General features: G+C 48.1%; 10 protein-coding genes and 5 pseudogenes. 6 read left to right on the top strand and 9 right to left on the bottom strand.

The window, feature by feature from the left end; translation table 11 throughout:
* Positions 1-2: 2 nt before the first annotated feature.
* The 6 genes and pseudogenes from pyrR to JCM17471_RS00415 all read right to left on the bottom strand — a co-directional run bounded on the left by pyrR (position 3) and on the right by JCM17471_RS00415 (position 4,741).
* A pseudogene (gene pyrR, locus JCM17471_RS00445) lies at positions 3-544 on the bottom strand (bifunctional pyr operon transcriptional regulator/uracil phosphoribosyltransferase PyrR).
* 159 nt (positions 545-703) lie between these two features.
* Positions 704-1,617 (bottom strand): annotated as a pseudogene (locus JCM17471_RS00440) (RluA family pseudouridine synthase).
* Positions 1,614-2,062: pseudogene (lspA, locus tag JCM17471_RS00435) on the bottom strand (signal peptidase II). Before lspA ends, JCM17471_RS00440 begins: the two co-directional pseudogenes overlap by 4 nt.
* Positions 2,059-2,691 carry a uracil-DNA glycosylase family protein gene (locus tag JCM17471_RS00430; protein WP_054776438.1) on the bottom strand — a complete coding sequence of 211 codons (633 nt, stop codon included), beginning with the start codon at positions 2,689-2,691 and terminating at the stop codon, positions 2,059-2,061. The pseudogene lspA and the gene JCM17471_RS00430 overlap by 4 nt, the downstream one beginning before the upstream one ends.
* Positions 2,666-4,338, bottom strand: a pseudogene (locus JCM17471_RS00425) (formate--tetrahydrofolate ligase). The gene JCM17471_RS00430 and the pseudogene JCM17471_RS00425 overlap by 26 nt, the downstream one beginning before the upstream one ends.
* 109 nt (positions 4,339-4,447) lie before the next feature.
* Complete coding sequence (locus tag JCM17471_RS00415) at positions 4,448-4,741, bottom strand: EbsA family protein (RefSeq protein WP_054776435.1); 294 nt, start codon at positions 4,739-4,741, stop codon at positions 4,448-4,450.
* A gap of 26 nt (positions 4,742-4,767) precedes the next feature.
* Here JCM17471_RS00415 and JCM17471_RS00410 point away from each other — a divergent pair, with 26 nt between their 5' ends.
* Positions 4,768-5,163, top strand: a complete 396-nt coding sequence (locus JCM17471_RS00410; RefSeq protein WP_054776434.1) for a ribonuclease HI family protein — start codon at positions 4,768-4,770, stop codon at positions 5,161-5,163.
* 63 nt (positions 5,164-5,226) lie between these two features.
* Here the strand turns inward: JCM17471_RS00410 and JCM17471_RS00405 are convergent, their stop codons facing one another.
* On the bottom strand, positions 5,227-5,829 hold the full coding sequence (locus JCM17471_RS00405; protein ID WP_054776433.1) for a nitroreductase family protein: 603 nt from the start codon (positions 5,827-5,829) through the stop codon (positions 5,227-5,229).
* Between the two features lie 146 nt (positions 5,830-5,975).
* On the opposite strand from JCM17471_RS00405, the gene cls reads away from it, so the two are divergent.
* On the top strand, positions 5,976-7,430 hold the full coding sequence (gene cls, locus JCM17471_RS00400; RefSeq protein ID WP_054776432.1) for a cardiolipin synthase: 1,455 nt from the start codon (positions 5,976-5,978) through the stop codon (positions 7,428-7,430).
* Between the two features lie 166 nt (positions 7,431-7,596).
* On the opposite strand, the gene JCM17471_RS00395 is transcribed toward cls, so the two are convergent.
* On the bottom strand, positions 7,597-8,316 hold the full coding sequence (locus JCM17471_RS00395; RefSeq protein ID WP_054776431.1) for a hypothetical protein: 720 nt from the start codon (positions 8,314-8,316) through the stop codon (positions 7,597-7,599).
* A gap of 110 nt (positions 8,317-8,426) precedes the next feature.
* A complete protein-coding gene (locus JCM17471_RS00390) occupies positions 8,427-9,038 on the bottom strand; it encodes a helix-turn-helix domain-containing protein (RefSeq protein WP_054776430.1) in 612 nt (203 codons plus the stop codon).
* A gap of 279 nt (positions 9,039-9,317) precedes the next feature.
* Between JCM17471_RS00390 and nrdH the strand changes: the two genes are divergently transcribed.
* The 4 genes and pseudogenes from nrdH (at position 9,318) to JCM17471_RS00370 (ending at position 13,454) form a co-directional block, all read left to right on the top strand.
* The gene (nrdH, locus tag JCM17471_RS00385) at positions 9,318-9,545 is read left to right on the top strand and encodes a glutaredoxin-like protein NrdH (protein ID WP_054776429.1); all 228 of its coding nucleotides are present in this window, start codon (positions 9,318-9,320) and stop codon (positions 9,543-9,545) included.
* Between the two features lie 45 nt (positions 9,546-9,590).
* On the top strand, positions 9,591-11,762 hold the full coding sequence (nrdE, locus tag JCM17471_RS00380) for a class 1b ribonucleoside-diphosphate reductase subunit alpha (protein WP_054776428.1): 2,172 nt from the start codon (positions 9,591-9,593) through the stop codon (positions 11,760-11,762).
* Between the two features lie 92 nt (positions 11,763-11,854).
* A pseudogene (nrdF, locus tag JCM17471_RS00375) lies at positions 11,855-12,807 on the top strand (class 1b ribonucleoside-diphosphate reductase subunit beta).
* A gap of 149 nt (positions 12,808-12,956) precedes the next feature.
* Positions 12,957-13,454, top strand: a complete 498-nt coding sequence (locus JCM17471_RS00370; RefSeq protein WP_147660967.1) for a hypothetical protein — start codon at positions 12,957-12,959, stop codon at positions 13,452-13,454.
* The last annotated feature ends 100 nt before the right edge of the window (positions 13,455-13,554 follow it).

Genomic DNA, 13,554 nt, shown 5'->3' with positions numbered 1-13,554 from the left:
GTTTAATCCTCCAATTGTTCGATTGTGATACTGTCTGTGCCATCAACCTCTTCGACATTGACGTGAATCTGTTCCTTGAGTGAGGTTGGAATGTTTTTCCCAACGAAATCAGGGCGAATCGGTAATTCACGATGTCCCCGGTCGACTAAGACGGCCAGTGAAATTTTTTGTGGGCGGCCCAGATCCATCAGGGCATCCAGCGCGGCCCGAATCGTGCGACCGGTGAAAAGCACATCGTCAATCAGAATCACGTGTTTGTCGGTAATGGATACCGGAATATCACTGCCGGAAATCTCGGGTTCTTGATGGTGATCGACCTTATGCACGTCATCGCGATACAAGCGGATGTCGAGTTCACCCACCGGCACCTTGATACCCTCGAGTTGTTCGAGACGGTCCGCAATGCGATGTGCCAGGTAGATGCCTCGTGTCTTGATGCCCACAAAGACCAAATCTTCCAAGCCCTTATTTGTTCGATGATCTCGTAGGTAATCCGCGTCAGCGCGCGTTTCATGGTCACTGTATCTACAACTTGTTTCATCATTAATCTCCCCTTCTGCACAAAAAAGTCGCCTTCTATCCAGTTCGAGAATAGAAGGCGACTTTAGTTTGGTCCTCAGTCACACAGTTGCCCACCGCAGCGGGTCCGGTCCTTCTAAGCCTCTCTGGACTTAATTAAAGGTCTTGTTCAATTGGACTAAGCTTATCGAATTTTATGGGTGGTGTCAATGCCTCGGCGCAACTTTTCAAGCGTTTCTTCAAAGATGGCGGGTAATGGCGCCTCAAAAATCAGCAATTTGCCCGTTGTTGGGTGGACAAAGCCTAATTTCGCGGCATGTAGAAATTGCCCTTTTCCGATCAAGGTTTGCTTGGGGCCATACATGGGGTCTCCAGCGACCGGATGCTTAATGTAAGCCAGATGCACCCGAATCTGATGCGTCCGCCCAGTTTCCAAAATACATTTGATCAGGGTGAACTTCTCGAAGCGTTCAACCACTTCAAAATTGGTGACGGCGTGGCGACCATTTGGCACCACCGCCTGTTTTTTCGATCTTTTGGATCGCGGCCCAGTGGTGCGTCGATGCGGCCGTGATCTTCCTTAAAGGTGCCATGAACCAAGGCGTAATATTCACGAATCGAGCTTTTATCCTTGAGTTGGGCAGAGAGTGACTGTTGTGCTTCAGGTGTTTTGGCCACCATCAGTAAGCCACTGGTGTCCTTATCGATGCGGTGCACAATGCCCGGCCGCACCACGTCATTAATCGCTGATAAATCGACGTGAAAGAGCAAGCCGTTGACCAGCGTGCCGGTCGCGTGACCTGGTGCTGGATGCACCACCATGCCCTGCGGCTTATTGACGACAATCACTTGGTCATCTTCATACACGATATCTAATGGAATGTCTTCCGGCACCGCTCCGAGCGGTTCGGGTTCTGGCACCGTGATGTCGATTTCATCAGCTGGGGCAACCTTGTAATTAGCCTTGACCGCCGCCCCATTGACGGTAATCAGATCCGCTTTGAGCCAGTTTTGGAGTTGGCTGCGTGTGAAGTCCAGATCGGCTTGACTCAACACCTTGTCGATGCGCCCGGTTTGGGTGGTGACGGTGAATTTCACAGTGTATCCCCCTTATCGAAAAACAGGATATGGATGAGCACTAAGATCACACCGATGGTCAGACTCATATCAGCGACATTAAAAATAGCGAAGTTGATGAAATCGAGTTGGAACATATCGGTCACGTACTGGAAACGCACACGATCGATGAAATTACCGAGTGCCCCGGCGAGTATCAAGGCCAAGCCTAAGCGATACATCACCTTGTGGGCACTGCCCCGCCATAGTGTGGCAACATAATCAGCGCAATGACGGTGATGATATAAAACACCCATTGCTTGCCGGCGAGCATGCCATAAGCGGCCCCGGTATTTTTGATGTGAGTCAGACTCACCACATTGGGAATCAGCACCTGTGTGGCGTTGATGGCCAAGTGTTGAACCACCCACAGTTTGACGGCATAATCGATGCCGAGTACTGCGAGTGCAATTAATAGATAAATCATGCAAAATCCTCCAAGAGTTGGGCCTTGATGGCGCTAAGTTGTGCAAGTGTCGCTTGCTCGGTCTGTTTGCGATAGAGCAAGGCCGCTGGGTGCGCGCAAACAGCGAATGTTCGCACGGCACCGGTAAACATCAATTGTTGATCGCGTTTGTGCTTCAACGTGTGGTGAATGATTTGGCCCGCGTAATCACTCACCCGGCCTTGATACAAGCGATTGATGGCGGTATTGCCCATCAATAAGAGCGGGACCTGTGGCAATCGACTCAACTCGCAATCGAGCAAGTCGGCATCCGCCAAGATCTCATTGGCCGTTGGTGGCCGATTGACCACGCGCTGGGTTTTTTCGTTCAACCGAATCGGTCGGCGCGGAAAACTCACCGTAATGAACACATCCGCCCGCGTGAGACCGAGTACATCAAGCATCAATGCTAATTTAGCCCCCGCGCGGCCACTAAAGGGCCGGTGCGAGGTGAGTTCTGTTTCTCCGGGTGCCTCTCCGACCAAGATTAAGCGTGGCTTGGGATTGCCAAAACCGGCAAGAAAGCCTTGTGTATTCGGGATTGGTTGTCTCATTGCCTGCGCGATTTCGCTTGGTGTGAGGAGATTAGAACAAGCCTGAGATAACGCCATCTGCGGTCACATCCATATCGAGGGCGGCTGGGTGCTTTGGTAAGCCTGGCATCGTCAACACATTCCCCGTCATCACAACTAAGAAGCCGGCACCTAATTTTGGTGTAATGTCACGGACGTGAACGGTGAAGCCTGTTGGTGCACCTAATTGCTTTGGATCATCAGACAAGGAGTACTGCGTCTTTGCCATACAAATAGGTAGTTTGTCCCAGCCGTTTTGTTCAATGAGTTTCAATGATTGGAGCGCCTTGGCATCATACTGCACATCGGCGCCACCATAAATCTTCGTCACGATGGTTTGAATTTTGGTTTTGACATCTTGATTGACGTCATAGAGCGGTGTGAAATTGCTTGGCTGCTTGAGGGCTTCAAGCACGGCGTCGGCGAGGTCAAGTCCACCGCGGCCGCCATCACCCCAAACTGTTGTTGGCACAGCGGTGACACCCAATTGTTGACAAGCGTCGACCAGGTAGGCCACTTCGGCGTCGGTGTCACTGGTGAAGCGATTGATCGCAACGACGACGGGCACATGGTACTGTTGCATGTTTTCGATGTGACGCTTGAGATTGGCAAACCCTTGTTGCAAGTGATCGAGTGACTCGGTCGTTAAGTCTTTGAGTGCCATCCCACCGTTGTATTTTAAGGCCCGAACCGTTGCGACTAGAACGATGGTGTCAGGTGTCTTCTTTAAGACTGGGGTTTTGATATCTAAGAACTTCTCACCACCCAGGTCGGCACCAAAACCGGCTTCGGTAACGGCAATGTCACCCAATTGCAGTGCACTGCGGGTGGCCAAAACAGAGTTACAGCCGTGAGCAATGTTCGCGAATGGTCCGCCGTGAATCAGTGCTGGTGTGTGTTCCAACGTTTGCACCAGATTAGGCTTAATCGCATCGCGTAATAACATTGTGATGGCGCCCGTCACTTGAAGCTGTTCCACCGTCACAGGTTCCTTGGCGTATGTATAGCCGATTACAATGCGGCTGATGCGTTGCTTCAAGTCGGCCAAGTCTTCAGCCAGGCACAAGACAGCCATTAACTCACTGGCGACGGTGATATCAAAACTGGCCTCACGTGGCACACCAGACAATGGGCCACCCATCCCAATCACCATGTTGCGCAGTGCCCGATCGTTAATATCGAGGGCGCGGTGCCACAGAATGCGGCGGGGATCGATATTGAGCTCATTGCCCTGTTGCAAGTGGTTATCGATCAATGCGGCTAAAGTATCGACGGCGCTGGTCAATGCGTGCATATCACCGGTGAAGTGCAAATTGATGTCTTCCATCGGAACGACTTGGGCAAACCCACCACCAGTCGCACCACCCTTCATTCCCATGACGGGACCCAGGGAAGGCTCCCGTAACGCGATAACCGCCTTTTGATGCCGTTGGTTCAACGCATCACCTAAGCCAACGGTGACGGTTGATTTGCCTTCACCCGCAGGCGTGGATTGATTGATGTGACCAAAACCAACTTACCGAATGGTTGATCACGTAACCGGTTGAGTGCGTCAAAGCTGAGTTTGGCCTTAGATTTGCCGTAGTTCTCGAGGTCATCGGCGCTTAAACCAATTTGGGCACCGATTTCGGTAATCGGGCGCATTTGTGTTTTCTCGTTTTCCTGTGCAATCTCAATATCTAACATGTCAATTCCCCCTCAATGAATGCGTGTAATCCCAGCGGCAACCAGCGCGTCAATCAATTGTTGCCGTTTCAATAAGCTTACCACATGAAATGAGCCGTAGTTCTGCGTTTCAAAAAAGTGTCCGGCCCTTCACGCTGAAATTGTCAATCGCGGCAAACGGAATCACGAGTTGATTGCTCGAAAACGCCTTGTTCAACACGACGGTATCGGTTGTAATCACGAGACGGTAACGCTGACTTTGAAAAATACCGATGATTAGCGCTACAATAGCGATAATGAGTGCGGGAATGGATAGACCGGTTGTCTCTTCTTGCAGAATGATCGCCCCAGCAATACCTGTGAGGATGAGTCCCCAGAAACTGACGAGGTCCACCCATGCAGGTTGATAATAGAATTTGGTCAAACGATGACCCCCTTTTAGGAGAAGATATGCTTAAACTATACACAGACGCAGCGACAAAAGGCAACACGGGAATTGGTGGTGTCGGTGTCCTGATTGTCAACGACCACGACCAGGTCCAACTCCATTTGCCCCTGCCAGCAATGACAAATCACGAGGCCGAATTTCATGCTGCTTTAGCGGGCTTTGACTACCTCTTGGCTCATCAATTGAACACGGGTCTTGTGAGCTACGCGACTGACTCCAAATTAGTGCTCGACGCCTTGGACAAACGCTACGCCAAACATTATCCCGCATTATTGGCCGCGTTGCTAGAAAGAACCGATCAATTTCCCAATTTGATTACACAGTGGGTGCCCGATCGCGTCAATCAGGGTGCACATCAGCTCGCACAACAAGGGCTGCGTGAGGCAGAACAGCAGTAAATAAAAAGGACTGAAATAACCCGTACAAGGGTCATTTCAGTCCTTTTTAAGATTAAGATTAAATTACTTTAAAACCATAAACCGCTTGTCACGATCCATAAAGTCCTTGTCGCCAGCTGGTGCTTCAATGGAACCAAATGGCATTTGCGCACGTAATGTCCAGTTATCAGGAATATTGAAGGCTTCCTTTACCAGGTCATCGATGATTGGGTTATAGTGCTGGATGCTTGCGCCAATGTTGTTTTCGGCCAAGATTGTCCATACATTGAGTTGTGCTGAACCTTGTGCTTGTTCCGCCCATGTTGCGAAGTTATCGGCATACAATGGGAAGTCCTTTTCGAGTTGGCGAACGACTTGTTCATCTGTGTAGTACAAAATGGTTGCGTAGGCAGCCTTGAAGCTAGCAATCTTCTTCTTGGTTGATTCGTAAGCAGCTTCTGTAGGTACTTCACTCTTTAAGCGTTCTACGACCATATCCCATAACTTGTCGTGGTTAGCGCCGAATAAGAAGACAGCACGTGTTGTCTGTGCGTTGAAAGCAGTTGGGCTTTGTTCAATCGTTTCCTCCATCAACTCGACCAAATCGGCATCACTTGCTGTGACGTTCTTGCCCAGGGCATAAATGGAGCGACGGTTCTTCAATAAGCTTAAAAGTTCTGTTTTCAAAATGAAATACCACCTTTTTAAAATTAAAGTACTTAACTATTCTATCAACTGACAATTAGTAAGTAAAGTAAAAATTTTGCAATCTACGGGTTATACCGTGACAGTCGTGCGGGGTTTGGGTACAATAACGCTATTAGGAGGCGTTTATGACAACGATTATGTGGATTGTGGTGGCAATTCTGGTGCTCAATACTTTGGGTGCCATTATCACCGTTTTGCGTGAGGTGCGCGATATTTCAACCACGTGGGCCTGGCTATTAGTGCTGATATTCCTACCGGTCATTGGGTTTGGGATCTATATGTTCGCCGGTCGCGGCCTATCAGCAAAGAAAGTGCAACAGATTCAGGAACAATATGTGGCTGGGGTTGACGCCTTTTTGGCCCTTCAAAAACATGAAAATAATCGCAATCGGCTACTGCCGCCCAGCGACTTGAGTCCTGCCAGCCGTGAACTGGTCAATTTGTTTTTAAACACGGACCAAGCACCTGTGCTCGGCAATAATCAATTGCAGATTTATACCGATGGTGAAAAGAAATTCGCTGCCCTCTTTCGCGACATCGATGCGGCGAAATCATTCATCTATATTGAGTACTACACCATCTATGCGGATCAATTGGGGCATGAACTGCAACGTCATTTGGTTGCAAAGGCCAAAGAAGGCGTCACCATCAAGGTGTTGTATGACGCCTGGGGTTCGCTCGGGGCAACGGCTAAGTTCTGGCGGCCACTCACGGATGTCGGTGGCCAGGTTGAAACCTATTTTAGCTCACAACACATTTTCACCGATTTTCGGTTGAATTATCGTGATCACCGCAAAGTCGTGGTGATTGACGATGCCGTGGGCTACATCGGTGGTTTCAATGTTGGTGATCAGTATGTGTCACGAGCCCCCAAGTTTGGCTATTGGCGCGACACCCACTTGCGCGTTCAAGGTGACACCGTGCAAGCGCTCAAGGTTCGTTTCTTGATGGATTGGAACGCGACAGTTAAGGACGACAAGCAAATCGCCTATTCCGTCAAACCATTGGAGAACACGGAGCCCAGTCAGCTCAACACGCCGATTCAAATTGTGGCGTCTGGGCCCGACAATCATCATCAGCAGATTAAGTTCGGTTACACCAAGATGATCAGTAGCGCAACGGAGTCGGTTTGGATTCAAACGCCGTATCTGGTACCCGATGATACCGTCTTTGACGCCTTAACCAGTGCCGCATTGTCCGGTATTGATGTCCGAATCATGGTGCCCGATATGCCGGATCACCCCTTCATCTTCCGCGCCACACAGTATTACGCCAATGCGTTAACGGCTTTGGGCGTGAAGGTTTACCACTATCAAAATGGGTTCCTGCATGCGAAGACCATGATTGTGGATGGCAAAATCGCATCTGTGGGTTCGGCGAATCTCGATATCCGCAGCTTTAAGTTAAACTTTGAAATCAATGCCTTTATCTATGACCGCCAAGTGGCCGGCCAACTGCGAGATATTTTTGAAGATGACTTGAAGAAGAGTCGCCTGCTGACAATGGAAGAAATTAATCATCAGTCACGGTGGTTACACTTCAAGCAGCGCTTTTCCCGTCTACTTTCCCCTATTCTCTAATGCATCTGGGACAAGAGCCTTTCCTTGTTTAAACGACCAAGAGCCTGTGTCAAAACCAATCGGTTTTGACACAGGCTCTCTTTAAATTTCCGAACAAAATAGATTAATCGTGTTCCAAAGCGTCTTTGTCACAACTTCTCTCTTTTATCTTCTATCAGCGACTGGCTCACAGTTTCTGGGTGCGTTTTTCTAGACTCAAGGTATACAAGTGCCGATGCAGTTCGGCCCAACCCTCAAATTCGGCGGCCTCAAACGCGTATTCAGGTACACTGGCTGAATATGGGGCGAGTTGATGATTGTATTCACTGCTGACGACCAAATCGGGTTGTTGGTCGATGGACACAATTTGGAGATAACGCACGTGTTGCAAGTTCTGGGTGAGTCGATTGATTGCTAATTGCGACAATCGCGGATCGAAAGCAATCTTTAAGGTGTCACTGCGACTAACCGCGGTTACTTTGGGCAGAATCAGTTGATACAAAACGGGCAAAAGCTGGTCGCGCACGGCCCCGAATTCATCTAGTCCTGGTGGGAGTTCATTGAGTGTCTGGGTCAAATGTTCAGCCAAGCTCCGATGGTAAGCGTTCATTGGATCGATTAGGTAATCAAGCGCTTCCAATTGTGGGAACGGCTGATTGAACATCAGTGCTGTAATACTGACCGTGAGCAAATTGGCCAATAGCACGTGATCTTGCGTGAGCGCGCGAACAGGCAGTAGGAAGTGGCGATTCAGTGCCTCATCGAGATAACTGACGAATTGCCAGCTCAGTGTGTTCTGACGCGCCTGACTCGCAATGAGTGTGATCAGCTCGCTATCTTGATCATCGTGAAAATGTGGCGGCATCCACTCCTGCAGATAGATGAAGGCCCAATCTTGTTCGGTCAAGCTGAATGAAGCGCGAATTGTTGGCGGGGTCTCCGGTAATGTGAACCCACTGACCTGGCTTAAGCTGATATCGGCGTGTTGTTGTTGCCGTAAAATCGCAATTTGAATCGCTAACCGAACGCGCGGTAAAACGTCGTGTTCGGCAAATAGGCCGTTAACTCCGGCTGTTGCATCAATTGATCGAGGCGCGGGTCAAGTTCTGGCAACAGGTGCTGATAATCCATCACCAAGGGCCACAAGAGTTGGGCATAGAGCAAGCGAATCGTTGCTTCAGTGCCGCGCAGGCGCAGGGGTTGGTACTCGAGGGTGATGGCGTAGGGTTTGAGGAATTGGCGCAGTGAACTGACGCGCCGATGCAAAGTCGCTCGACTGATGCGATGTGCATCGATGAAATCTTGTTCACGCCATGTTGGATGAGTCAGTGTGGCCAGCACCAATTGGAGTGCCAATGACTGTTTGAATAAGAAACGCTGGTAAGCTCCCAGTGGTAATTGGCGGCGATCAATCAGGCCGGAGTGCTGCAAGAGAATGACGGGGCGTTGCTGCATCAGGCTCAGCTCGTGTTGAATGGTATGCACATACTCATAGACTTGCTTGCGCGACCGGTTGAGATGCGTTGCCAGTTCATTGAGTGACAAGCTGTGATCTGCGGTGTAGATATAGCGCGCTATCATCAAGCGTTGCGTGGCAGCGTTTGTGAGCAAAATGGTTTCAAGTTGCATGCTGACCCCCTCCTTTTGAGATTGGCAACCAATCATTATTTTTCTGGTTATTATACATTATGTTGGGGCTTAACTGGAAGTAGACCAATTTTTATTTTGTTGTCTCAATTGTGACTGGTGGCAATCCTTGCTATACTAGATATAGGAATTAACCACGTCGCGTAACCCGCTAGATATAGGGGTTCGCCAAAATGGGCACAAGATATAGTGAGCTTTTCGTTGACAGGCCACTATATCTTGGGTATGCTTAGCTTATCAATTAAAAGCGAGGCGGTATTTATGAACGAGATCACATTATTTACTCGAAATGGTTGCCCACAGTGCCGGATGACGAAGCACTACTTGGACACACACAACTTAACCTATACCGAACATAATATTAATGAAGAACCCGAATACATTGACTACCTCAAAGACAAGGGCTACCAAATGGTTCCTGTCCTCGAAGCGGGCACAATGACATTCTCAGGGTTCCGTCCTGATGAATTAAAGCAACTGGCTGTCTAAGGCCGGTTTTTTAATCCCTATTTTCCAGAAAGTGGTGAACGGTATATGTCTTTAAAAACAATTCAGCCCGATCAAGTGAGCTATTACGCCCTTAATAATGAAATTAACATCCCCATCGACGGTCAAATCCCGCTGCAAAAAGATAAGGCAGCGCTTGAAGCCTTTCTCACTGAAAACGTGCAGCCCAACATGCGCCAATTCAGTTCGCTTCAGGAGCGTCTCGATTACTTAGTTAAAGAAGAATATTATGAAGCCGAATTTTTGGCCGCATACAAACCAGCTTTCTTAAACAAGCTCTATCAATACTTAAACGACCAAGATTTTCATTTTAAGTCCTTTATGGCGGCCTACAAGTACTATGCACAGTACGCCTTAAAGACCAATGACGGGGCGCAATACCTCGAAGACTTCAAGGATCGTGTTTTTGTGAATGCCTTGTTCTTTGCGGATGGCGATGAACAACTTGCCATGGATCTGGCGGATGAAATGATTCATCAGCGTTACCAACCAGCGACCCCTTCTTTCTTGAATGCCGGTCGTGCGCGCCGTGGTGAATTGGTGTCTTGTTTCTTACTCCAGATCACCGACGATATGAACAGTATCGGCCGCGCGGTTAATTCCGCACTCGAACTCTCTCGCATCGGTGGTGGGGTCGGTCTCACCCTCAGCAACTTGCGTGAAGCGGGTGCACCAATCAAGGGCATCGATGGTGCAGCCAGTGGTGTCTTACCCGTTATGAAGTTACTCGAAGACTCCTTCTCCTACTCCAATCAATTGGGCCAACGTCAAGGTGCCGGGGTTGTGTATTTGAACGTGTTCCATCCTGATATCATTTCTTTCTTGGGTGCCAAGAAAGAAAACGCGGATGAAAAATATCGCTTGAAGACACTGAGCTTGGGCGTGATTGTCCCTGACAAGTACTACGAACTGATTGAACAAAATGCGGACATGTACCTCTTCTCACCTTATTCAGTTGAAAAGGTCTATGGTCAACCTTTCTCTTACATCGACATCACCAAGGAATACGACAACATGGTCGCTAATCCTGAAATCAAGAAGTACAAGATCAAGGCCCGCGACTTGGAAAATGAAATTTCTAAGCTGCAACAAGAATCCGGCTATCCTTACGTCATCAATATCGATACCGCAAATGCGGCGAACCCCATTGCCGGCAAGATCATCATGAGTAACTTGTGCTCCGAAATCTTGCAGGTTCAAACCCCTTCTGCCATCAACAATCGGCAAGAATATGTCACCATGGGGACCGATATTTCATGTAACCTGGGCTCAACCAACATTCCAAACTTGATGAAGAGTCCAAACTTCGGTCACAGTGTTGAATCAATGGTTCGTGCACTGACCTATGTGACGGATCACAGTCAGATCGACGTTGTGCCTTCGATTGAAGCTGGGAACGAACAAGCACACACCATCGGCTTAGGTGCCATGGGCCTGCACACCTATTTTGCTTCCAATCAGATGTATTATGGGTCTGAAGAATCACTCGATTTCACCAACATCTATTTCATGCTGCTCAACTACTATACCTTGAAGGCTTCCAATGCCATTGCCAAGGAACGTCATGAAACTTTTGTCAACTTCGACAAGAGTGCCTATGCAGACGGTAGTTATTTTGACCGGTACCTTGAACAGGATTGGGCACCTGAAACAGCAAAGGTGGCCGCATTGTTCGTCAATGTCGATCTGCCAACCAAGGCTGACTGGCAGGCATTGAAGGATGCTGTGATGCAAGATGGCTTGTATCACCAAAATCGTTTGGCTGTGGCGCCTAATGGGTCAATCAGCTACATCAACGATACCAGTGCTTCCCTTCAACCCATCGTCAACCGGATTGAAGATCGTCAGGAAAAGAAGATTGGGACGATCTACTACCCAGCCCCTAACCTGTCGAATGAAACCCTGCCTTACTATGAAAGTGCCTATGACATTGACATGCGCAAGGTGATTGATGTTTACGCTGCGGCACAACAACACGTCGACCAAGGTATGTCGATGACCCTGTTCATGCGCAGTACCATTCCTGCTGGCTTATACCCTTGGAAGGACGGTCGTACCGATAAGATGACGACCCGTGACCTCAATATCTTGCGCAACTACGCGCATCATAAGGGCATCAAGTCGATCTACTACATTCGCACTTACACCGATGACCAAGAAGAAATCGGCAGTAACGCTTGCGAAAGTTGTGTGATCTAAGCACCGCGCCTGAAAATAGGTTAAACTTTAAGGGTGTGCCGAATGAGGTACACCCTTAAAGTTTGTTGAGATGATAAAGGGAGACAATAATAATGACAGAAAACTATCAAGCAATTAACTGGAACGCGATTGAAGATCAAATCGATAAGGCCACATGGGAAAAACTGACGGAACAATTCTGGCTGGACACGCGAATCCCCCTGTCCAATGACTTGGATGATTGGCGTAGTTTGACCCCTGATGAACAATGGGTTGTTGGCCACGTCTTTGGGGGCTTGACCCTCTTGGATACCCTGCAGAGTCAAGATGGGATGGCAAGTCTGCGCCAAAACATCCGGACGCAACAAGAAGAAGCCGTTCTGAATAACATTCAATTCATGGAATCTGTTCATGCTAAGAGTTATTCCTCCATCTTTTCAACGTTGAATACACCGGCTGAAATCGAAGAGATTTTTGACTGGACCAACAACAACGAACATCTGCAATACAAGGCCAACCGGATCAACAGTATCTATCACACGGGGACAGCCTTGGAGAAGAAGGTTGCCAGTGTCTTCCTTGAAACTTTCCTGTTTTATTCAGGTTTCTTTACCCCACTCTATTATTTGGGGAACAACAAGCTGGCTAACGTTGCCGAAATCATCAAGCTGATTATCCGCGATGAAAGTGTCCACGGGACCTATATCGGTTACAAGTTCCAATTGGGCTTTAATGAGCTGTCTACGGAAGAACAAGACAAGATGCGGGATTGGATGTACGACTTGTTGTACGAGCTCTACGCGAACGAAGAAGGCTATACAACAGATGTCTATGCCAAGACAACATGGACGGAAGAAGTGCTCACTTTCTTGCGTTACAATGCCAATAAAGCGCTCATGAATTTGGGTCAAGAACCCCTCTTCCCTGATACAGCCGCGGACGTAATCCGATTGTTATGAATGGGATCTCAACCAGTACGGCTAACCACGACTTCTTCTCCCAAGTCGGTAACGGTTATCGAATCGGTGAAGTTGAACCAATGAATGACGACGATTATCAATTCTAAAGTGCTGTGACAAAATTAATTGATGTGCCCCTTCATGTTGGATTGCGTTGTCCAACATGAAGGGGCATTTTTTTTACCTATTTATTTGTTCTCAAGTACTAGTATAATGGCAGCGAGCAGGTTATATGGCTCCGTGTTCAGTGATGATTATGGAAGGATGGCGATTAGCAATGCCTAGGTACTCCGTCAGTGAAGAATGGTTGAATTTTAAAAATAAAGTTGCGACGCTCATAGGAAGCAATGATTTTGATGCCGTTCTCAAACTACGCGATCAGGTTTCTGATTCTGAATTAGAACATGCGATAGATGAGTTAGCCTCTGAGAAAAAGGATTTTTCATATTACTTGTTTCTTGAATATTGGATTCTAAAGACGGATTCGCAGGAAGCGCATCGTGCCGCTGCAACGGCATTAATTGGTTTTTATAGTTGGATACCCGGTGCCTATACGTTAGCCTTTGCGCACATACAACATGTCATTGAAAGAGACCCCAACAATATCGCTGATTTATTGGCTGCACTTCATACATGGGAATCACCCGATGCAGAAGTTGATCAAGCTACCGTCCATCTATATGCGCAGCGTGTTTTAGAAGTAGATCCCGACAATGAGACGGCGCTGTATGCACTTGAACGCACTCACGGTTAAAAAAGTTTTGAATATGCTGTTCCGCGAGACTACCAAAAAGTAAAAATCAGATCTAAATTAAAGCATATTAAAAGGATACACGACAAAAATTGATGTCGTG

Source organism: Lacticaseibacillus saniviri JCM 17471 = DSM 24301 (assembly GCF_001311785.1).
GTDB lineage: Bacteria > Bacillota > Bacilli > Lactobacillales > Lactobacillaceae > Lacticaseibacillus > Lacticaseibacillus saniviri.
This window is presented reverse-complemented; position numbering and strand designations above follow the sequence as displayed.